This window comes from Wolbachia endosymbiont (group A) of Yponomeuta plumbellus (genome assembly GCF_947251575.1).
GTDB lineage: Bacteria > Pseudomonadota > Alphaproteobacteria > Rickettsiales > Anaplasmataceae > Wolbachia > Wolbachia pipientis.
Genome location: NZ_OX366353.1, coordinates 700294 through 723268 on the forward strand (window position 1 = coordinate 700294; position 22975 = coordinate 723268).

At 34.1% G+C, this 22975-nt stretch carries 19 protein-coding genes, 2 tRNA genes and 1 pseudogene; 6 read left to right on the plus strand and 16 right to left on the minus strand.

What is annotated here, in order from left to right; all coding sequences use genetic code 11:
- Positions 1–11: 11 nt before the first annotated feature.
- From OPR39_RS03570 to OPR39_RS03580, 3 genes are all read right to left on the minus strand, one after another.
- Positions 12–956, minus strand: coding sequence for an RluA family pseudouridine synthase (locus tag OPR39_RS03570; protein WP_041573544.1), 945 nt, complete (start codon positions 954–956; stop codon positions 12–14).
- Positions 947–2644, minus strand: coding sequence for a hypothetical protein (locus OPR39_RS03575; RefSeq protein ID WP_141456661.1), 1698 nt, complete (start codon positions 2642–2644; stop codon positions 947–949). Before OPR39_RS03575 ends, OPR39_RS03570 begins: the two co-directional genes overlap by 10 nt.
- Before the next feature lie 61 nt (positions 2645–2705).
- Complete coding sequence (locus OPR39_RS03580; RefSeq protein WP_265039108.1) at positions 2706–4859, minus strand: ComEC/Rec2 family competence protein; 2154 nt, start codon at positions 4857–4859, stop codon at positions 2706–2708.
- A gap of 62 nt (positions 4860–4921) precedes the next feature.
- Here OPR39_RS03580 and OPR39_RS03585 point away from each other — a divergent pair.
- A tRNA-Met gene (locus OPR39_RS03585) sits at positions 4922–4998 on the plus strand.
- A gap of 3 nt (positions 4999–5001) precedes the next feature.
- On the opposite strand, the gene pdxH is transcribed toward OPR39_RS03585, so the two are convergent.
- Together pdxH and mutM are read right to left on the minus strand one after the other, a co-directional pair.
- Complete coding sequence (pdxH, locus tag OPR39_RS03590; RefSeq protein ID WP_015589412.1) at positions 5002–5595, minus strand: pyridoxamine 5'-phosphate oxidase; 594 nt, start codon at positions 5593–5595, stop codon at positions 5002–5004.
- Between the two features lie 16 nt (positions 5596–5611).
- Positions 5612–6427, minus strand: coding sequence for a bifunctional DNA-formamidopyrimidine glycosylase/DNA-(apurinic or apyrimidinic site) lyase (gene mutM, locus OPR39_RS03595; RefSeq protein WP_015589411.1), 816 nt, complete (start codon positions 6425–6427; stop codon positions 5612–5614).
- A 247-nt stretch (positions 6428–6674) separates the two neighbouring features.
- Between mutM and OPR39_RS03600 the strand changes: the two genes are divergently transcribed.
- Positions 6675–6747, plus strand: a tRNA-Thr gene (locus OPR39_RS03600).
- 53 nt (positions 6748–6800) lie between these two features.
- On the opposite strand, the gene OPR39_RS03605 is transcribed toward OPR39_RS03600, so the two are convergent.
- From OPR39_RS03605 to OPR39_RS03620, 4 genes are all read right to left on the minus strand, one after another.
- On the minus strand, positions 6801–8327 hold the full coding sequence (locus OPR39_RS03605; protein ID WP_015589410.1) for an acyl-CoA carboxylase subunit beta: 1527 nt from the start codon (positions 8325–8327) through the stop codon (positions 6801–6803).
- A 107-nt stretch (positions 8328–8434) separates the two neighbouring features.
- Positions 8435–8737, minus strand: a complete 303-nt coding sequence (locus OPR39_RS03610; RefSeq protein WP_231115838.1) for a hypothetical protein — start codon at positions 8735–8737, stop codon at positions 8435–8437.
- Between the two features lie 24 nt (positions 8738–8761).
- Positions 8762–9118 carry a hypothetical protein gene (locus OPR39_RS03615; protein WP_227738564.1) on the minus strand — a complete coding sequence of 119 codons (357 nt, stop codon included), beginning with the start codon at positions 9116–9118 and terminating at the stop codon, positions 8762–8764.
- A 32-nt stretch (positions 9119–9150) separates the two neighbouring features.
- A complete protein-coding gene (locus OPR39_RS03620; protein WP_265039110.1) occupies positions 9151–9285 on the minus strand; it encodes a hypothetical protein in 135 nt (44 codons plus the stop codon).
- A gap of 154 nt (positions 9286–9439) precedes the next feature.
- Between OPR39_RS03620 and OPR39_RS03625 the strand changes: the two are divergent.
- Positions 9440–10583: pseudogene (locus OPR39_RS03625) on the plus strand (transposase).
- Between the two features lie 189 nt (positions 10584–10772).
- Here OPR39_RS03625 and OPR39_RS03630 read toward each other — a convergent pair.
- From OPR39_RS03630 to OPR39_RS03655, 6 genes are all read right to left on the minus strand, one after another.
- Positions 10773–12023, minus strand: a complete 1251-nt coding sequence (locus tag OPR39_RS03630) for a citrate synthase (protein ID WP_015589409.1) — start codon at positions 12021–12023, stop codon at positions 10773–10775.
- Positions 12024–12103: 80 nt separating this feature from the next.
- Positions 12104–12373, minus strand: coding sequence for a 30S ribosomal protein S20 (gene rpsT, locus OPR39_RS03635; protein WP_012673338.1), 270 nt, complete (start codon positions 12371–12373; stop codon positions 12104–12106).
- A 51-nt stretch (positions 12374–12424) separates the two neighbouring features.
- Positions 12425–13150: a lysophospholipid acyltransferase family protein gene (locus OPR39_RS03640; RefSeq protein ID WP_010963063.1), complete on the minus strand. Its 726-nt coding sequence runs from the start codon at positions 13148–13150 to the stop codon at positions 12425–12427.
- A gap of 55 nt (positions 13151–13205) precedes the next feature.
- The gene (locus OPR39_RS03645) at positions 13206–14192 is read right to left on the minus strand and encodes a tyrosine recombinase (RefSeq protein ID WP_174516851.1); all 987 of its coding nucleotides are present in this window, start codon (positions 14190–14192) and stop codon (positions 13206–13208) included.
- A gap of 365 nt (positions 14193–14557) precedes the next feature.
- The gene (locus tag OPR39_RS03650; protein ID WP_006280257.1) at positions 14558–15193 is read right to left on the minus strand and encodes a DnaA ATPase domain-containing protein; all 636 of its coding nucleotides are present in this window, start codon (positions 15191–15193) and stop codon (positions 14558–14560) included.
- Between the two features lie 129 nt (positions 15194–15322).
- Entirely contained in the window at positions 15323–16387 is a 1065-nt protein-coding gene (locus tag OPR39_RS03655; protein ID WP_141456664.1) for an AI-2E family transporter, read from the minus strand.
- 263 nt (positions 16388–16650) lie between these two features.
- Between OPR39_RS03655 and ispD the strand changes: the two genes are divergently transcribed.
- The 3 genes from ispD (at position 16651) to OPR39_RS03670 (ending at position 22219) form a co-directional block, all read left to right on the plus strand.
- Positions 16651–17844: a 2-C-methyl-D-erythritol 4-phosphate cytidylyltransferase gene (ispD, locus tag OPR39_RS03660; RefSeq protein WP_015589406.1), complete on the plus strand. Its 1194-nt coding sequence runs from the start codon at positions 16651–16653 to the stop codon at positions 17842–17844.
- Between the two features lie 688 nt (positions 17845–18532).
- Positions 18533–21187 carry a 2-oxoglutarate dehydrogenase E1 component gene (locus OPR39_RS03665; RefSeq protein ID WP_265039112.1) on the plus strand — a complete coding sequence of 885 codons (2655 nt, stop codon included), beginning with the start codon at positions 18533–18535 and terminating at the stop codon, positions 21185–21187.
- Positions 21188–21430: 243 nt separating this feature from the next.
- Positions 21431–22219, plus strand: a complete 789-nt coding sequence (locus tag OPR39_RS03670; protein WP_015589502.1) for a GTPase Era family protein — start codon at positions 21431–21433, stop codon at positions 22217–22219.
- Positions 22220–22349: 130 nt separating this feature from the next.
- Here OPR39_RS03670 and OPR39_RS03675 read toward each other — a convergent pair whose 3' ends face one another.
- Positions 22350–22946, minus strand: a complete 597-nt coding sequence (locus OPR39_RS03675) for a TIGR02217 family protein (RefSeq protein WP_265039113.1) — start codon at positions 22944–22946, stop codon at positions 22350–22352.
- Positions 22947–22975: the final 29 nt, after the last annotated feature.

Below are 22975 nucleotides of genomic sequence, written 5' to 3' on the forward strand. Positions count from 1 at the left end.
TACGAATGTTATTAAGATATGTTGTCAAACTCACCAATTAAAGTTTTTATATCTTGCGGTAAATCAGAGACAAATTCCATGTATCCCTTACTTTTGGGGTGATATAAGCCCAGTGTATAAGCATGTAGTGCTTGTCTATTGAAATTACGAATAAAACTAGAGTTTTTAGCATATTTTGTGCTTTTACTACTATTTTTTCCATAAACTTGATCACCAACTATGGAATGTCCTATGTGGCTCATGTGGACTCGAATTTGGTGTGTTCTGCCTGTCTCTAAAGTGCATTTAACGAGGCTTACTTGTCCTATAACTTTTTGCACTAAATAGTGAGTGATTGCTAATTTGCCTGTGATTTTTGTTACACACATCATTTCTTTATTACCGCGTTTGGGAGCAATGTTAGTTTTTATCGTGCCTTGCTGAGAAGATAATGTTCCCCAAACTACTGCTAAGTATTCCCGCTTTATTTTGCGATTCGATAACAATTCAGACAAAAAACTATGGGCTGCTTCATTTTTTGCAATTACCATTAGCCCACTAGTATCTTTATCGAGTCTATGAACAATTCCTGGTCTTACATTAAGGTGAGCGATAACTGCGTTCAAAAGCGTATCATTGTTTGTCCCAGCACCTGGGTGCACTGTTAATCCACTTTGTTTACTCAGAACTATAATATCCTCATCTTCATAGACGATATCAAGTTTTATGTCATAATTAGGCTCAATTGATGTGGATATGTCAGGTTGAACGAGATGTACTATATACTCTTCACCTGGTTTTACTATGTGATCATTATTAATTATCGGTATGCCAAGTAATTTCACCTGCTCATTTTGTATCAATCTTTGAGCTTTACTGCGTGATATGTTGCATTTTTCAGCTATATAGGTGTCTAACCTTAATTTCTCTTTATCATTATTAACACTTAAGGTTATTATTGAGTGATCTATAGTGATTTACCCCGCGCCATTTCCCATGCTGCTTGAACATTTGGGTCTGTAAACATTGTTGCACTAGACTCAATTTGCAGATCACCTTGTTTTTTAATATGGCAAATTGTTTGAGAGCCATCTTTCCAGTAGATTGTAACTTTATTATCAAAATCTCGTAATGTTGCCTCAACCTTTTTTTCTTTATTATCTTTTTCTTCCAGCTTAATAGATTCTAATAAATAATATAGAAAGTCACTTGGTTTGCCGTTGATTTTTTCTTTCCATTCATCTGTTTTTTCTTGTTCAGATTTTTTTTGCTCTAACTTTTCCTTCTTTTGCTGCAGCTTATTTTGTTCTGCTTCCAGCTCTAACTTTCTAACTGTGTCACGTAGTTCTTTGACTTTATTTTCTAATACTAATAATTTATTAGTATTATTTCCATTGTTAGCTTCTAAATCAGGCGTACTTGGTTGAGCTTGCTTCTTTTTTATTTCTTCTAATTCATTCCTTACTACGTTTAATTGCTTCTTCAATTCCGTTTTTTCCTTTTCTGTATCCTCTTTTAACTTTTTTAGCATGCTAAGGAACTCGTTATTATTAGACTGCGTAGTTGATTGAAGCCAGCCTACAAAGCGGCTTGGTTCAAATCGTTCAATTTTATCTTCAGCAATTTTAATAGCATTCTCTAACCTAGAAAAAGTACCTTCAATATCTAGTGAATGTGCTTTTTTTGTCAATTCTTTAGTGTTATTTAAAACTTCTGAAATTTCTGCATGTAGCCAATCTAAATCTTTTTTGATGTCTTCTCTGATTTTTTTTAGGTGATCAAGCGTTTCTTTAATGTTAATATTTGCAGGCTTTAAAAGACTATTATCAAGTAAATCGCAAGCTTTTTTAAGGTTACTGTCAAATGAGTTGCAAAGCGGACTAAGTAGTTTTTTCATTAGAGATATTAGTTCATTTTCCCTTTTACCAAGCTTATTTTCTACTACTGATACAATCATGCCCTTTCCAGACCAGTATGGAAATAGAAGACCTAAAGAACTGTGTTTTCTAATAGTATGATTTTCATGATCCACGCTATTACTTATTAGATTGCTAAGTGTTGATATGATGCATAAAAGAATAGCGACTAATAAAGCTATTAATATTATTGGAGCATTAATGGATTGTGATATTGCTGAAACTACTATAATAGTACCAAATACATATGATCCAGTAAACAAGAGAATCCTATTTCTATTTTCTGCTTCTATATCTTCTAGTATTTCTCTCTGCGTCTTAGAAATTGGTAAAACTATTGAAAGCTTTTCCCCCTTTTTATCTAAATTTGTTACAATTTCAATTTTTTCGGCTTCTTGAACAATCTGGCTGTACTGTTCATCAACTTGATAGTTTCCTACTTTTTTATCTATCTCATTCTCTTTTATTTTTTGTGTATTTATAAAGTTTATAACAGCAGTAAATAAGAGAACTATAAGAGGAATAAAGGCAAGAGGTGCTGGCGTGAACGCAAACCCAGCAATACTTACTGTAACAGGCTGAATAGAAAAGGCAGTAAATGCTATAAGAGTAGCAATGGTACTTGCTATCGATATAGTACCAGAATACTTTCTTATAGAGCTCAAAATTCTACTGGGCTGGTCAGAAAGTTTTCTAAATCCTAAAAAATCAAAATAGTCTTTGAAAGGATCTTGAGTGTCTGTAACCATAACATTTTTCTAGTTTAAACTTATTTAGGTATACATTAACCAAACCTTAAAATCAAGTTTCTTAATTTTTCAACATGTGCCAAGGCCTATTGGAGCGCACTGTATTAATCTTTACGTAACGATTTGTTAACCAAACAGAATGTGTGCCATACGTTTCTAGATCAGCATGTTTAATAATTTTAGCGTTGCAAGCTGAATAGTCAAACTCACTTAATTGAATTGTTAAATCAACTTTATCACAATTTTCTGAAATATCTTCTTTTTTATAAGCTAGCAGCACTAATTTATTATTTCCTTTATTATATATGCAGCCATACTTTAGTCTTTTATCTGGATTGCTATATTTTGTATGATTCAAAATTTGGTTCTGTCCGTTTTGCTTTGCCCACGTTTTGATAACAAAATTTCTGCTTTTTCTAGTGAGAGAATATAGTAAGTTATCACTCTCCTTTGCAGCAACATTATCAGCATTTATTAGGATGTCGGGGGTTTTATATGCAGCGCTAAAGCAAATACCTAGTACAATAAAAAAAAATCCCAAAAAACGCCAATTTCTTTCCCACAAGCACAGCCACAATAACCCAAATGTTATTATAATAATTGATGAGGCAGGAAAAGTACGAATGGGAATAACCAAATACTGAAGACTAGCGATAGCGTTTGTTATATACAAAATGCTGTCAATTGGGCGCTCTATAAGTGGCGCTATAATCCACTCAATACACAAAGGAATCAAAAAAACATAGATTATTCCAAGTGGAATAATAATTAATGTAACTATCGGTATAGCAACTAAATTTGTGATAATGCCACTAATTGAAAAATAATTAAAATTATATATCGTATACGGAACAGTTGCTAAACTTGCTATTACTGAGCTGATCATTATCGACACAAAATATTTCATTATTTTTATTTTGAATAATTTGTTGGCATTGATCTGATAACTGGCAACCAGTGCCAAAACAGCAGAAAATGACATCTGAAAGCCAGGCTTTAAAATTGCTTCTGGTTCTACTGAGAGTATCACTGAAGCAGCAAACGCAATTGCTATTAACCCTCGATATTTTCTCTCTATCATTATTGCAACGAGTACTAAAATCACCATGATGTAGGCACGCTGAGCAGAAATTTGCATACCGGTAATCAACAAATAAAACGTGGTTGGCAAGATAGTAAGGAATGCAGATATTTTCTTGGTGTTATACTTAAGAGTCAAAGTTTCAGATATTGCGAATAAATTACGAAACACTACAAAAAACAGACCAGCAACGAATGATAAATGCAAACCAGATATGGCAAACAAATGTGCTATACCTGAATCTCGTATCGCGTCCATAGTTTTTTGATCTATGCCATCTTTTTTACCGATCAGTAATGCAGAGATTATATCCGCATGTGGTTTCTTGATATTTTGCTGCAGGTTTTCATAAATGTATTGACGGAAAGATTCTATATATTCTTGAAATTTCCTTGCTTCAGCCTTTTTGTGCAGGGCTATTTTGCTTGTTGCAAAGCCTGTTGCACTTATTTTCTGGTAATATGCTATTCTTGCAAAATCGTATGCATACTCCGAGGGCGCAATCTTTAGAGGGAAGAGTTTTGCTGATAATTTTACTTGATCGCCTATTTTAATGCCTTTTTCCACTTTGGTTCTAACTGATATTCTGATGTTATCTAGAGCTCTATCCGGTGTCATTCCAGCGCGTGACGCTGGAATCCATATCTTTTTTTTCTGGATCCCAGTATCAAGTACTGGGATGACAAAAGGGGGCGCTGGGATGACAGGAGAGGATTTTGAGATAGTAGGGGATTTTTCAACAGAAAGCAGAAATTGTTTATATGAGCCCCTGTCGTTAATATCCTTCACTGTGGCAACGATATCTTTTACATATCTCTCTTTATCAAGAATTTGAGTATCAACTAAAGCTGTTCTTAATTTACTAGCTGTAAATCCTATGAGCACTGCAATTAAAGCGATACACAATATCGCGTACCTTTTATACAATATTGCAATCAAAATTAGTGTGGGTAAAAGCAAAAGAAAAATAGATATGCAGCTTGGTTCAAAACTTAGGGAAAAATAGGTTAGAATTCCTACACACTGAAAAACAGGAAACCAGAGTATCAAGTTATATTGTTCATTGCGCAGATTGTTACGTATATAACTAACTATTATGTCAAGAAAAGTTAATAAGTGTGTCAATATTTGCATGTGGTGAAATTTTATTTTTCTTTTTTCATTATTTGTATATATAATAACTAAATAAGCAACGACGCGGGATGGAGCAGCTCGGTAGCTCGTCAGGCTCATAACCTGAAGGTCGTAGGTTCAAATCCTACTCCCGCAACCATTTTTAAGGATATAGTTGTTCCACTTTCCAATCGCTTCCCTCAACAAGAGTGTATCTAAATCTAATATGCTTCCTATATTCACCTTCTTGCCAAAATTCAATTACTTTTGGGATTACGCAAAATCCCACCCAAAAATCAGGACGAGGGACCTTTTGATCATAAAATTCTTTATTCTTCAATTCAATAGCTTGCTCAAAATCTTGCCAATCTTTCAGAATGCTCGATTGTTTTGAGCACCATGCGCTAATTTGACTATCACGTGCTCGAGAAGAGAAGTATTTGTCAGTTCTTTCATCGTTTAGAAGTTTAACCTCTCCTTCAATTCTTACCTGCCTAGAAAATTCTATCCAGTGAAACACTAACGCAGCTTTGGGGTTCTCAGTCAATTCTTTCCCTTTTTTACTGTTTACGTTAGTGAAAAACACAAAACCTTCTTTGCTATATTCCTTTAGTAATACCACTCTTGCAGATGGAATACAGTCTTTGCTACAAGTTGCTAGCGTCATTGCAGTTGGTTGTTCACACGGAGAATTAAGTACTGCTTTGTACCACTTTGAAAACAAATCAAATGGATCTTTTTCAAGTGAAAATATCATATCAAAAAATAAAATCTTAATTCTGGCACGCGTTGCAAAAATAAGTGCTACGGCCATTTTGTCGTATAAGTGTTATGATATTATTGCAAATCTTGCAAGGTTTTTGAACTTTACCATATACGTAAAAGTTATTTTGAAAGTATCCAGCAGATCCAGATGGCTGTGCATAATCTTTCAGTGTTGAACCGCCTGCAGCAATTGCATCACTCAGAGTATTTTTTATTTCAGCAGCAAGTTTTTCGCACTCTCTATAGGTCAAGTTTTTTGCTGACCTGAGTGGTGATATACAGGCTCTAAACAAGCTCTCAGAAGCATATATGTTGCCTACGCCAACTATTGATTTATTGTCCATTAACGCTGATTTGATATTCACTTTTTTGTTTTTCAGCAACTCCTGTAAATAGTCTCCACTGAATTCATCCGTGAGGGGCTCTATTCCAAAATCGCTAAAAAAATCCGTTTCTTGTTCTTTATTTAAAACGATAACTAATCCAAATCTTCTTGGGTCATTAAAAATTATTGAAGTATTGTCAGAAAATAAAAATACCACGTGATCATGCTTATTCCGCATTTGATCGTGGTCAGCATATATAAGCTTTCCGCTCATGCCAAGATGTATGATTACAGCCACACTACCATCTGTATTCCAGATGGTATACTTACCTCTACGCTTGATGTTGCGTATGACTTTGCCCTTTAGCATATCATCAATATTTTTTGTTATTGGGGCACGTAAATTCCAATTATTCACTATAACATTACTGATTTGCTTGTTTTTAATTTTATCAAGCAAAAAATTAGAGATTACTTCCACTTCCGGTAGTTCTGGCATGATACCTCCTTCAAAACTTAAGTTTCTGATGGTAATTTTGTCGTTCTCAAATACATTCGAGTATTCTGCGGTGCTTTCTCCTAAAAATTCCTCACCACAAACGAGTTTTGAAAGGGTTCTCTGTCTACTCTGTTGCTGCTTTTTTCTTTTCAAAATATTTTGCTTTAAAGCTTTCGCTAATCTTTTTTTCTCCTCTTCTTTTTCCTTATTCTTTTTTGTGTTATTCATTATCATAATATATAAACTTGCCGTTGTAGCTCAGGTGGTAGAGTACGTCATTGGTAATGACGAGGTCCCAAGTTCGAGTCTTGGTAACGGCACACTGATTATACTTATAATATTGCATAACTTGTAAGCAAGGCTTAGAAGAAAGTTACAGAGGTAAGTTGTCATGCTTTTTCCATATCCTTTCTACCTTCTTGTTTTTGAGTAGCTCTAATGCTTTACAAAAGTGATACCTTGTTTTACTTGGCACTATAATGTCATCAATGTATCCATATGATGCAGCAAAAAATGGGTTAGCAAATTTTTCTTTATATTCTTTAATTAACGTTTGCTGATCTTTTTCGTGTCGAAATATAATCTCAACTGCACTTTCAGGGCCCATCACAGCTATTTCAGCAGTTGGCCAGGCATAATTTATATCACCTTTTAGATGTTTCGAATTCATAACAATGTATGCACCACCATACGCTTTTCTAGTGATAAGGCTAATTTTCGGCACGGTCGCTTCAGCGTAAGCGTAAAGCAGTTTCGCTCCGTGTTGTATTATATTATTGTATTCTTGATTTGTACCCGGCAAAAATCCTGGAACATCAATAAGTGTGATGATCGGAATGTTAAATGCGTCACAAAACCTTACAAACCTCGCAGCTTTTCTTGAAGAATCAATATCCAAACATCCTGCAAGGTGCATAGGTTGATTTGCAACAATACCGACAGTATTTCCTCCAATTCTACCAAAACCAGTTATGATATTACGAGCAAAATCAGGTTTCAGTTCAAAGAAATTCCTTTCATCACAAACTTTTTCAATGAGTTCATACATATCATAAGGAGTATTAGGATTGGTAGGAATTAGAGTGTTTAAGGATTCATCAATGTCGTCAACATCATTACAGATTGGTGCAGATTTTGGTGATTCTTGATTATTTGCTGGTAAGAAAGTAAAGAATTCACGCATTTTTAGCAGCATTTCAACATCATTATTGAATGCAAAATCCGCTACTCCTGTTTTGCTTGTATGAATTTTTGCTCCACCGAGGTCTTCGAAACTTACATCTTCGTAGGTAACCTTTTTTACTACATCTGGCCCGGTTATAAACATATATGAACTGTTTTTCACCATGAAAGTAAAGTCAGTTAATGCTGGGGAATAAACTGCACCTCCTGCACATGGGCCCATAATTAAAGAAATTTGTGGTATAACACCCGATGCATTTACGTTTCTTTGAAAAATTTCTCCATAACCAGCAAGAGAATTTACTCCTTCCTGAATTCTGGCTCCACCAGAATCATTTAGTCCGATAATTGGAACTCTGGCATTAATTGCCATATCCATAATTTTGCATATTTTTTTTGCATGTGACGCACCAAGTGAACCACCAAAGACAGTAAAATCCTGAGAATAAACAAAAACTTTTCTGCCATAAATAGTACCATGACCAATCACTACCCCATCACCTAAAAAATTAGCATTTTGCATGCCAAAATCATTTGCATGATGTTTTACGAATTTATCGTATTCTGCAAAAGAACTTTCATCGAGCAATATACTGAGCCTTTCTCTAGCAGTTAATTTCCCTTTTTCATGTTGTTTGGTAATCCTGTCAGAACCGCCTCCTTTTTCAGCTTCTAGTGCTTTGGTTTTTAGATTTTCTAGTATTTTAAAGTCTTGCATACAATAAAGTAGTTTTCAAATTAGTTGTAGACTTTATTAAGTTTACAAACCCTACTAACTATACACATACACTATTGCTATATGCAACAATGTATGTATGATAATTGTTAATGCTCTGGTGATTCATGGTCACTACTTTGAAAATGTTGCGATGTGTCAACACTTTTCATATTAGAAAGAGGTGGACTAACTGCACTGCTTTTTGTTTGTGCAAAACTTTTAGCAGCTTCAACAACCTTGCTTATACGAGGTTCTTTTTCTAGCTCTTTTAGGTACTTTGAGAAGATTTCACAACTTTTGTCATCCATATGTACCATTATTTTACCAAAACTTTCAGCTTTTTCAGAAGATAAAATCATTTCGATCTTTTCATCGCCTACCCTAAAGGTCATTTTTACTTTGCCTTGCATATCATGATATTGCCAGCTTTTTATTCAGATTAGATTATCTCCTTCTCCTATTCGCAATGCACCATATTCTAAGTCCTTAAATTCCGGGGAGTTCATAAATTTTGCAGGAGTGATCACACTTTTTTCTGGACACTGTACATAATAAAATTTATTATCTCTTTCTACTACAATTTCTTTTTTTTTGTCATTTTCAATACTATCACTTACAATTTGTTTTAGACGTGACAAATATTCGCCGCGTTCTTTCAGTATATCTTCTGGCAATAATCTCCGAACTTCTTGGCTCACATCAGTGCCTGTTGAAACTAGATTAAACATTTCTAACATAAGAGGCCGTAGTTTTTCTTTTCCAGTCTCAGTAACATTTTTATCTTGCTCCATGAGGTGGTATAAGATCAGTATCGAATAATCTATTATTGATGACTTTTTTCTCCTTGGAATACATCAACACTAAACATGACCTTGTGCTTTTTTGCATCGTCTATAGATTTTTGAAGTCTCTTTGCTATGTTTTCGATAGCTTCATCATTAGGTAAGTGTTCACACAATGGCGTCAACTTAAGGAAAAATATCAGCGATAGTGTATAAAATTTCTCTCTAAATTTTTTATCATTAAATTATCCAAAGAGTGCAAGGGACAGCACTTTTGTTTCTGTTTTATTTCAACAAAGAAGTCTAAAATGTGTCCTTTTTAGGTGAAATATGCAAAAAGGAAAAAACCTTATTCTACAAATTAAAAATATAATATACTCGAAAACTTTTCAGAAAATCCATTGTGTTGAGTTTTACACGAACAAGAAAACTTCCTTTTTCGACAGTATTTTCTATGATTTTAAAGTTAGTTAAAAAAAGTTTGGGAATAGAATGTGAACTTATGGAGCCATTGACATGTACCCTCAAAGCAAGCTTTTTCTAAAGCAAGGTATAAGATTTGCCATACAGGCTTTCAAGAATTTAAGCATCCAAACAGCCTATCAGGATGAACCTGAGTTGGAGAGGCTATAGACTTATTGCAGCAGATGGTTCTGGTATGAGATTACCCAGCTCTGGGGAAATTGTATCCGAGTTTGAACCAAATGGAACAACAGGCACCATTGGCAATTTGTTTGTTGATTTGTGTACTTCGCTAATTTGTAGTGCTCGTCTTGCAGCTTGGAATATAGGTGAACAAACGTTGGCGGCAGAGCAATTACCCGAAGTTATCACTCAAATGCGTTTATTAAATCAAGAGAAATTATTATTTATCTATGATCGTCTTCAGTAAAATTCATTCAGCAGCATTATGATTTGGAAGTAGATTTTATTTTTCGCTTGCAAAAAAGAAATTATAGTAAGCTATGGGAACGCTGGCGAATTAGATTTTGATTTTATATTAGAAAATGAAAAGCTAAAAAATAAAATGAAAGGACAGAAAGTAAGAGTTATAGTGCTGACATTAGCCAACTGAGAAACAGAGTTTTTGACCGAGACTTTGGAGCAAAGCTTATGTGTTAAGGTGGCACATAGAGGAGTGCTATAAACGACTCAAAGTAGGAGCAGAGTTAGAGAATTTTTCTGGAGAGGCTGTATTACAAGAATTTTGGGCAAACTTGGTCATGTGCAATATATTATCGCTTCATATGTGTGATGCACAAGGGCCTTGGAACCCAGATCAAATTACTGAGTATCGTTTAAATTTTTCAGTTTTATTTGGTGTAATGAGGCAGAAACTCTATCAGGTACTTATTGCGCCAAAAAACTTTCAAGCCCTTTTTAAGTATACGCGCTAAAGTTAAAATCCGACCGGGACAGCCGCAATAAAGTAGATAAGCCTAAACGCCATCATGTCTTTAGGAGAGTTTGCTAATGAAAGTTCTTAAGTTGACGCCATTGGCTGAACGGATACGGAATGACACCATCCTTTTTTCTGGATTCCAGACTGGAATGACACCTCTGGACACTTCCGTCGTAAAGGAACCAGTGTCAGCTACTCGGATGACACCTTTTTTCTACTTAGTTTGGGTTATGCAAGAAGTCTAATGAAGTGAAAATAAATTTATTTACCAAAATAGAGTTGCCTTGGTCTACAGATCTTAGTTTCTTTATCATTTATCATTTCATACCACTGAGTAACCCAACCAGTGGTTCTTGCAAGTGCAAAAATAGGCGTGAACATATTTGAGGGGATATCAATAGCATTCATTATTATACCTGAGTAAAAATCAACATTTGGATATAACTTACGCACGATAAAATATTCATCCTTTAAAGCTATTTCTTCAAGTTTTTTTGCAATTTTAAGCAGTTCATTATTTTGTTCTAGTTTACTTAGAACCTCATGGCAAGCGCCTTTCAATATACGCGCGCGCGGATCATAATTTTTATAAACACGATGTCCAAATCCCATCAATTTAAATGGATCTTTATCATCTTTAGCTTTTTCGATGAATTTATCTATATCTCCACTTTGCTCTATCTCTTTTAGCATATTTATAACTGCCTCATTAGCTCCACCATGTGCTGGTCCCCAAAGTGTAGCAACTCCTGCAGAGAGGCTTGCAAACAGATTAGAACCAGCCGATCCCACCAATCTGACAGCCGCCGTAGAAGCATTCTGTTCATGATCAGCATGGAGAGTAAATATTTTATCCAGAGCTTTTGCAAAAAGGGCGCTTTTATCATTATCAACAGCATCGCCAAATATCATCTTTAAGAAATTTTCACTGTAACTTAATTCATTGTTAGCATTTATGAATTCCTGATTGTTGATATGCCTATAAATCATTGCAATAATTGTGGAAACTTGCGCTATTGCAGAAATTCCAAAATCTAGGTCTTCACCATTGACATTGTTGCCATGCTTTTCATGATAAGATGCTGACAAACTTGCAAAACATGCAACTAAGATTGACATAGGGTGAGCAGTTTTTGGAAATGCTTTAATTACATTTGTAACTTGCTCTGATACTTTGGATGATTCTTGTATTTTGAGAAGAAATTTTTTGTGTTGCTCTGAACTGGGTAATTCACCATAGAGCAATAAATAAATCACAGCAGTAAAATTATTATTCTCTGCCAAATCAGCTATATTATGTCCCCTATATTTAAGAACTCCTTCATCTCCATCAATGAATGTAATTGTAGAAGAGCATGAAGCTGTAGAAACAAACCCTGGATCGTAAGTGAATAATCCTGTCATCTTATATAAATCCTTGATATTTAACACATCAGGACCTGTTGTTCCGCTTAATACAGGTAGCTCGATTTTTAATCCATTACTTAGTTCTAATAGCACTTTTTTATCCATCACTTAAGCTACTTAAATTTTATACAGAATATACAAACTGAGGAGTATATATTAATACAGTTAACTTTACATTAACCGTATTAAGCGGTCATCAATGCTTTTACTTTTGCATTTAAGCGACTTATTTTACGCGCAGCAGTATTCCTATGAATAACACCTTTGTTCACACACTTGTGTAAATTAGATTCAGCATTCCGAAATGCCAGAACAACATTTTCTTTGTCGCCAGACTTGATTATATCAACCAATTTTCTAATAGAGGTGCGAGTTTTACTTTTCCGCATCTTATTTATTAAAGTGCGCTTTGCTATTACCTTTATCATTTTTTTAGCACTCTTATGATTTGCCATATATTAATACCTAAAATACTGTACTTTTCTTTTAATTATAAAGTTTTTTTGTTAATTTGCAATATCAGTTTTTCCTATGGTTAATCTACTGCTTCTCTCTTCAATAATTTTTTCTAAACTTTGCAAGAATTCATTTTTGTTTAACCCAGGATATATTGGGGGCAATATTTCTATTACTGCCTTTCCGGGATTCTTTCTCAGAGAAAGTATGCTTTTTGGCCAAAACAAACCAGTGTTTAAAGCAACCGGTAACACAGGAACAGATAATACGCTATATAAAGCAGCAATACCTGGTTGATATTTTATATTTTGGTTTATAGTTGTTCTTGTACCTTCAGGAAATATTATTATGCTTCTATTTTCTTTTATACGCATTTTTGCTAGTTTGATTATATGGCGTATAGAACTGATACCATCTGAACGGTTAATAAAAATCATTTTCAGCGCTATAAGATGCAAACCAATGAATGGAATCCATTTCAATTCACGTTTTAAAATAAAAACCGCTTTTCTAAATAGTAGTATAAAAATAAATGTTTCAAATGGAGATTGGTGTTTAGATGCAATGATAAAAGGTTGCTTAGGGATGTTTTCCATTCCCCTCACTTCATATTTAATGCCACATAATAAACGCAGCATGAATAATACAACTCTCACCGAACAGACGAGGAAAATGGTTATTACACACTCAGAAAAGAAAATTACAGGGAGAGTAATGAAAGTATAGAATACCTCCCATAATATAAGAAAGAAATTAAACAATAAACTTGAAATCACAAACTCACATAAATTTATTTAAATTTAACTTTATTACAAATTAAAAACAATAAATTTAATTATTGATCATCTGAGTAATAGGATGCGAATCAGCTAATTTGTCCTTTAACTTTTCGTTAGCAATATGAGTATATATTTGTGTTGTAGAAAGGTTAGTATGGCCAAGAACTTTCTGTATCAACACAATATTTGCTCCGCTATTTAGTAGATGGGTAGCAAAAGAATGCCTAATCACGTGTGGAGAGATCTTATTTTCATCAATATTGCATTTTCTTGCCAACTCCTTCATTAATTGACCGAGCCTCTGCCTTGTAATTGGTTTATTAGGTTTATCACCTGGGAATAGCCAATCGGATTCCTTTTCTTTAGAGATCAGATTATCACGAACTGATAAATAATTTCTAAGGCTCTGCAATGCTTGTTCATTAAAAAGAATTTGCCTCTCTCTACCACTTTTTCCTTTTATTATTATATAGCATTCTTTGTTATTACTGTTTATTAAATGTGACACTTCACATAATTTCATACTAATTAGTTCAGAAACACGCATTCCAGAAGAGTAAAGGATATCTAAAATCGCACATAGCCTTTTACTGCTTATCTCTTTATTCGATTCGCTTGCTGATTTTCTCACTGTGTCCATTAGCAAAAATATTTCTTCGACACTTAAATACTTAGGCAAAGGACGAGAAACTTTTGGATTCTTTAATTCAGCATCATTAGCCGGCGCTGGATTAAAATCTATTATTCCGTCATTAAATAGACACTTGTAAAAATTTTTCATAGCGGATATTTTTCTTGATATAGAGCTACTTTTATATTTTTTTTGTGTACATAAAGATTTCACATAATCTTTAATATTGGTTTTGTTTACACCAACCAAGGTAGTGCCGCTTTCCAATAAAAATTCTTCAAACTGGTGTAAATCCGAACGATAACTTTCCAGAGTATTTTGTGCAGCGAACCTCTCTGAAGCTAAAGCATCTATGTAATATGTTATGTAAAGATTTTCTTTTTTATTTTGCGACTGTTTATTTTTCATTATCAGTTCCTATATTTATTTCTTTGGCTATAATTTGATTAGAAGTGTTCCCTGTGTTTCTTATGAGAAAATATGAGACAAATAAAGCATTTATCAATAGAGTGAACATCACAAACTTTTGCTTTAACCTTTTTCTTAAATTTAATCTTACTCTTATCATAGTTAAATTATAACGTTAAATCTATAAAAAACACCTTATAAAGTGAGCTCTACTATAAATATAGAATACTTCTTAGCTGTATCTATCTATATTTATTATAACATAACATTGATTATAATTCTAACATGGACAGATAGAGATTCCAATTACGTTAGTGTTATGGGTGTTAATAAATTTTTAATATACACCTTTACAAAAGAAGAAATCAAATGGCATCTTTTTTTAATAAAGTGCTAATAAAAGGAACGGTCACATTTGACCCTATAGATTCATTATCTATCTTTTCTATAATTTTATCAATGCTATAGAAAGAACGTTCTATTCTTGCTAAAATATAATTAATCACTTTTAAATCAATTTTTAACTGTTTATCTGAAAATCGTTTTATTAGCATAATTCTTAATAATTCCTCGCTTGCAGGCAAAATTTTTACGCTGATAGTTGATAATATTCGAGAACTTAAATCTCTTAGTTTGAAGTTAAGCTTTTTTGGTGAAATTGAAGAAGTGATTAGCAGCCTCTTGTCGTTTTCTTTCATGTAATTGTAACAATGTAATAACATTGCTTCATCTTTAATGTTTTGTACGTCTTCTAAAATAAAAGCATCGCTATACCTAATCTCGCTTACGAAGTTATTCACATTGATAAAGATTGCATCGTTTATTGATTGCCAAATATGAGCAAGATGAGTTTTACCGGAGCTTTTAGGTCCAAAAAGAATCAGACATTTCCAAGATAAATCATTAACTACCGAATTATATACGTGCTTATTTTCATCTAAGATGATGTAATTTTGCCGGCTATAATCAGCTTGATTGTTGTTAAATAAATTTAATTGCACGTTGAACCTCTTACGTAACCTCTTTCTGGTAGTAATTTTTGCGCAGAAATTTACTTACGCTCCTCAAATGTGTCAGGTATTCTGGGCTCATTTCTCCTCTTACCATAAATTGATTATGCAAAAGGTCTGTTAGCCGTTTTTATAAAGCTCACTTTTAAAATATTTATTGATTGCATATTCTACTGATACATTGAACATTGCTATTATTGGAATAAAAAGTAATATACCTGTAAATCCAAAATATGAAGCGCATATAGTAATTCCCAGAATAATTACAGTTGGATGTATATGAACTTTTTTTCCTATTAATAAAGGAACTAATATATTTGAATCTATTAATTGTCCAACACCAAATAATAGCAAAACGGCAGCACTTTCAAACCATCCACTAAATTGAGTGATAGCGCTCAAAAACCCAATAATGGTATATAATAATGGCCCTACGTAAGGTATGAACGTTAACATTCCTGATAAAATTCCAATAACAATAGAGTGTTCCAATCCGATTATGCTCAGGCTCACAGAGTAAAAGACCATCATGACAATACATACATTTACCTGCCCCTTTAGATAATTAGATATAATGAAATCCACTTTGGAAAAATAATCTGCAATTTTTCCTCTGTAAGGAATAGGGATTAATTTATTAGCTTTTTCTATAATTAAAGGCCAATCACGTAATATGTAGAAAAACACTACAGGAGTAATCACCATTAATGATACCGTGTTAAAGCTTGAACTTAACACTTGGATTATAAAGTTACTAGCAATATCAAGAGCATTCATGAAATAAGATACATAGTTGCTGTAATTTTCTGCTAGATTTTTAGATAAGTGATCAAATAAGCTATCCTCGATTTTTATATTAAGAAATTCTAATACAGAGGGGATTACTTTAAGCTTTAATGAAGGCACTTTACTCACTAAGAAATTTAATATTGAAGTAATTTGAACATATATAATAGGTAAAACAAATGTTATGACTAGTATAAAAGCTATTAATAAAATAAGTATTATAAAAATTACAGAACATGAACGCGGTATTCTATACTTTTCAAACTTAACTACTAGCGGATTAAACAAATATGCAATAATAATAGATATTAAACATGGAAAAATCATAGGACGCATCAGGAATAACATCCCTATTATAAAAAGCAGTATGAAACAAATAGTTATATGACGTTTTTGCATGTGTTTAGCATAGCTAATTTACTGAAAAATATGCAATTTATTTTTCCTATGTTGAAAGTATTTTACGATTTGTAATACTATCGTTTTTTACTAAAATTTAGTTGTTTAATCCGCAGGCAAAGATAGATTTTGAGCTCTCTAAATATCTCTTTTGCTATTATAATTATGCTAGTTAATAGGGGAAGTAACTTTTATATGATGTCAGAAATTTTATTTTTCGGAAAGAATCTTGGATAGAGAGGAAAGCTTCTACAAAAAGAAATATGTGCGCTAAGAAATACAAAATAGCAGCATTAATAGTTGCAGCGGGAGTAGGCAGTAGATGCAATTCTACGATTCCTAAGCAATATATAAAACTGGCAGGTAAATCTGTTTTATTTCATACAATTAAAAGATTTCTGGCTAACCAATATATAGATTACATAAGAATAGCAATTAATAGAGACCATGAAAGTTTCTATGAGAAAGCTATATCACTAATTACAGACACTAAATTACTAAGCCCTGTATACGGAGGAGAAAACAGGCAAAGTTCAGTTAAACTAGGGCTTGAAAGCTTACAAAAAGTTAACCCAGATTTTGTAGTTATACACGATGCTTGTAGGCCTTTTGTGTCAGATGTTCTGATAGATAACTTGGTTGAATCTATGATTAATGATCAATATACAGGAGTAGTTCCAGCAATAGAAGTTGAAGACACTATGTCATTGGTGAGTAATAGTTTTATTGAATCTACGATTTCAAGAGGAAAGCTCAGAGCCATACAAACCCCTCAAATTTTTAATTTCAAAGAATTATTATCATGCCATCAATCAGTCAAAGAATTTACTGACGATTCATCACTAATGGTAGAGCACAAAAAACATGTTGCGATTATTAAGGGTGAGAAAAGCAATTTTAAGTTAACCACAAAAGAGGATATCAATATGGCAAAGCTTCTTTTTGAAGAGCCAAAATTTCGTGTCGGAGCCGGTTATGATATACATAAGTTCATTAAAGTTCAAAACGGTGCTGAAAGCTTTATAAAAATTTGCGGTGTGAAAATTGAACACAACATGGCAATAGAAGCGCACTCTGATGGTGATGTTGCAATACATGCAATCGTTGATGCAATACTCGGAGCACTGGGATATGGCGACATAGGAGAGCACTTTCCTCCTAGTTCCTCTGAATGGAAAGATTGCAATTCATCTCACTTCCTTGACTTTGCTGCTAAAAAAGCAAAAGAAAAAGGGTACAGCGTATCTAATTTAGATATTACTATAGTTTGTGAAGAGCCTAAAATATCGCCTTACAAAGTAGAAATGAAGAAATTCATATCAAAAGCATTAGAAATTGATGATGAATTTGTAAATATCAAAGCAACCACTGCAGAAAAATTAGGTTCTCTTGGAAGAAATGAAGGAATAGCTGTACATGCTTCTGTGTTATTGCATACAAACTTTTATTGGAAATAGAAACGAAAAACTTCCTTGACAAACTCCGCCAGCCCCCTTATCATGAAACTGAAGCTATTTATTTATCTTCTCTGTACAGATTAAATGACAAAAAAACTCACGTATCTGGCGTCTCATGTTTAATTTTTTGCACTATGTGCACTCTATGTCTTTATCAAATTTCTGGGTTTTTACCTACACAAGCTGAAATACGCTATTTAAAACATTAAAAAACGCCAACTTAAAAAATAGATAGTGAATAACTAGCTACCCTAGGGTTTCTTTTGCCTTTTTTTCTGTTTAGTAAATTTCTTAATGTTTATAATTTAGATTAGTTGCGGCTTAAAAGCAACTGAATCGCGGTTATTAAACGTTTAGAATAAAAAAAACGCCATACTTGAAAGTATAATGTAAGTAATTAGCCAACCACGGGGGTTCTTTTGCCTTTTTTTTATTTGGTAAATTTCTTAATATTTATAGCTAAACGACAACCGTCATCTCGCTGCTTGTTAGCGGGATCTATGCTTTGAGATACCGCGAATGAATCGCGCGGTATGACGGTTCGTGGTGGCATCTCGTCATCCCGCTACGTGTTAGCGGCTAAGAGATACTGCGAATGAATCGCGGTATGACGTATAGAAACTAAAAAAGTTCTTTTTTAAAAAACTTAAGTTATACTTATAAGTATTTGATACTTTTTATAGTGATTATGTCGAGTTTAAGCTGCCTTTATGGTGATAATGCAGAATTTGTGGAAGAAATGTATAGCCGTTATTTGCAGGGTGATAAATCAATCGGGGAGGATTGGTATAGAATTTTTTCAAGCAATTTAGAAGTTAATAAAGCGGAGACCTGCGGTGCACAACATGTAACTAAGGTGGATGATTCAGTTTCTAGTTTAGCAAATTTTTTCAGATCTTACGGTCATTTTTTTGCGGATCTTAATCCGTTATCACCCAATGTGAATAAGGAAGTAGATTATCAGAAATATTCGAATCTATATCCGGCAAGTGACGCTGGAATCTATAGAGATATTTACTGCAAGAACATCGGTTTTGAATTTATGCATATCTCCTCTTATGAGGAGAGGATGTGGCTGCAGGAAAAGATCGAAAATCAAACCTATACGCTGAGTTCACAAGATAAAAAGGAAATACTGAGGCACTTAATTGAATCTGAGATGTTCGAGCAATTTCTCCATATGAAATTTCCTGGATATAAACGTTTTTCTATCGAAGGTGGGGAATCAGCTATCGTTGCAATTGAGAGAATCATTAGTGATTCTGTAGCTTTTAGTATTGAAGAAATAGTTCTTGGCATGGCTCACCGCGGACGACTCAATATTCTAACCAAAGTTATGGGCAAAGAATATGCGGCAATGCTATCTGAATTTCAAGGCAATCTTGCATATCCAGGTGGTCTTGAGGTGTCCGGCGATGTTAAATATCACCTTGGTTACTCTTCTGATCAAACACTTGCCAGTGGTAAGAAAATACATTTAAGTTTATGCCCTAATCCATCTCACCTTGAAGCGGTAAATCCGGTTTTGGCTGGAAGAATAAGAGCAAAACAGAATATAAGATCTGTGCTTGGCATATCAATTCATGGTGATGCGGCTTTCATCGGCCAAGGAGTGGTTGCTGAAACTCTAACCTTAAGCAATATTGAAGGTTATAAGGTAGATGGCATTGTGCACATTGTTATTAATAACCAAGTTGGTTTTACTGCTAATCCGTGTTGTGCGCGATCCTCTTTTTACTGTACTGATGTAGCAAAATCAATAGAAGCTCCAGTGTTTCACGTTAATGGAGATAACCCAGAAGCTGTGAGTTTTGCTACAAGTCTGGCGATGGAATATAGGCAGAAATTTAAAAAGGACGTAGTGATTGACATAATATGTTACCGCAAATATGGCCATAATGAAGGTGATGAACCGAATTTCACTCAGCCACTCATGTATAAGGTAATATCAAAGCATAAAACTCCAGGAACACTGTATGAAGAGAAGTTGATCGCAGAGAAAGTATTAAGTGGTGATGAGGTAAATAAATTGCGCAGTGAGTTCAGGGCAAAATTAGATAAAAGTCTTGCTGAATCAGCGGCTTATACTCCAAAAAAAGCTGACTGGTTCGGTGGAGTGTGGTCAAAATTAAGAAGAGCAAAGTTGAACGATTTGAGCGAATACTACACGGATTCTGGTGTTCCGCCAGATGAGTTGAAAAAATTAGGTGTACATATAAATAGCAACATCCCAAGTAGCTTTAATATTAACAATAAGGTTAGAAAAATACTTGATGGCAGAATAGACAGCATAAATTCCGGTAGTAATATAGACTGGGCAACTGCCGAAAGTCTTGCGTTTGCATCACTGCTCACAGAAGGAATAGGAGTGCGTTTATCAGGACAAGACTCTGGTCGTGGAACTTTCTCGCACCGTCATTCAAGGCTTGTTGATCAGGTAACAGAAGAAGCGTTTATTCCGCTAAACAATATAAATGAAAAGCAAGCTCACTTTGAGGTCATAGATAGCGCTTTATCAGAGTATGCTGTAATGGGCTTTGAATATGGATATAGTCTTGATTCCCCGTATTCACTGGTGCTCTGGGAAGGGCAATTTGGTGATTTTGCAAATGGTGCACAAATTATGATCGACCAGTTTATCGCATCTGCAGAAACAAAGTGGTTGCGATCAAGCGGTCTAGTTTTATTGCTGCCTCATGGTTATGAAGGACAGGGACCTGAGCATAGCTCCGCACGTATAGAGAGATTTTTGCAACTCTGCGCAGAGGATAATATGCAGGTAGTTAATTGTTCCACTCCGGCGAATTACTTCCATGTCTTACGCAGACAAATGCATAGAGACTTTCGCAAGCCTTTAGTAGTGTTTACACCTAAATCACTACTGCGTCATAAAAGAGCAGTTTCTAACCTATCCGATTTTGAAGGAAAATTCCTCACGGTGATTCCAGAATGTAGAAAAGGTTTAGTTTCAAGTGATAAAGTACGAAAAGTTGTAATATGCAGCGGTAAAGTTTATTACGATATAATTGAAATGCTTGAAACACAAAAAATAAACGATATAGCAGTGATACGTTTAGAACAATTCTATCCGTTTCCTGCAGATAAACTAAGTAATGAACTTGAAAAGTACAAAAACGCTGAAATTATATGGTGTCAAGAAGAACCAAAAAATATGGGAGGATGGTTTTTTGTCAACCCATTGATAGAAGAAGTGTTGTCCAATCTCGATATTCAAGCAAAAAGACCTAAGTGTATCGCGAGACCTGCTGCTGCATCTCCTGCATGTGGTTATGCTAGTGTCCATGCTCAGCAACAAGAGGAGATTTTAAGACAGATTGCTTAGTATTTACAGTTATTGAAGCAGAAGTGGTGCTATAAAAGTAGCTGACACTTGAATCCGGTTGCATCACGCGCTGCAGCCAGGCGCAATAGAAAACGCATTACACCAATAAAGCCCTTTTGGTACTCAAGCAAATATAAAAGATTTTTATTCTATTAAAAAAAATAATTTTTATTAAAATTTTCATTTATTTTTATTTAAAAAGTAAACATTATTAATATTTACTTTAACTAATATAGGATATATATGAATACAAAAATATTTGAGATGTTAATAAGGAGAACTGGTCTACGCAGAGATAGCAAAGCTGAGATCATACAGTTAAATAGAAATGAAAAAGCTTTCGTAGATGAGGATAAAAAATCTATCGAATTAGCTGAGGCCATTTTTGAAGAGAATAATATGTTTCATTTCCGCAAACCAGGTCCTGCTATGGATTACATTTTGCACAAATTAATAAATGATAGGAAGCTTTTCGAGGAAATGAAAGATAGAGGTACAAGTATAATACGTCTTTTTTCTTTGTTATCAATGTATCATGGTCGTCTCAATTGCTGTGTTATAAGAAAAGGAGGGTGTATTACTGAGTGTGGCATACTTGATTACGCTGGCACCTATCCAGAACTAGTGCCTTTAGAGGACTTTATACTTATTGAGCCTTGCTCGTACCTCGAGTACACTGTGCTTGATAATGATAACATCAGAAATAGGTTAGCTAGAGACTTGACTGAAGACAAAACAAAATTAGATATCTTTTTGAATGGAATTTTAGCAACAAAGAATTCGGATTTAGTATTATCTTGTATTAACAAGATAGAGGTTCTTAATGAGGAAGATAGATATTTTGTTAATCGCTTACAGAAAAACAACATGCTAGACTACATCTTAAACAAAGATGATACAACACTTGCAAAATCAACTCTAAAGGAATTGTTGAAGCTTTCTATTTTGCAGGAAGGAGAAAGCACTAAGCTAGAATCTCCCCAAGCTTCAAGTGTAAATGTTAGCAAAGCTCAGCAACATTGTAGTATATAGCTGGTGATAAAGTTTAAAATAATTGCATATACTAAGGCTCATTTAAATATAGAGCCTCAGTGGTGCTTAACTTTTTTAATTGATGGTGACTAGTAGCCCTACTATGATGTAGATCTATGCTCGCTTACAGCTAAAATTTCACCTCTATTAGTGGAATGTTATTCCAGCTATTGCTTCCATAGTCATCAATAGAAGCGTTTAAGTAATCTGTATCAAAGCGCACGGGCACATCAAATTCGAAGCTCGCAGTGATTATTGCATCTTTTACTGGCGGTTTCATGAATGTTATTTCTCCCGTTGAATAATTTACTGAATATTCACTCTCTTCTTTACCATTTAAATAAATCTTTACTCTCCCATGTACTGGCTTTTTGATCATACGTATATGCTTATCTTCCCCACTTACATAAGTTTTGATTAGCTGAAAAGTCGTTTTTTTGTTATCTCCTATACCAATCTCTTGGTTGATGGCTATAAAATCCGACCAATCCTTAAAACGAAACCCTATTGCTTTACCTTTTCGTGCATGAAAAAATGTTATTAGTTCTAGTAGCTGCTCGTTTGATCTGACCCCGTAAGCTATGTTGTATCTAGTGCGTGCATGAGACCAATTGATGTTGCGCTGTTCACAACCGTTATGAGTTGTTACAACGTCAGTGGAAAATTCCGGTCCTCCAGCGGAACCATAAGATATATTTTCTGGAAATCTAATTTCTGTGAATGACATATACCCTCCTGTAGAAATAAAGTTGAGTT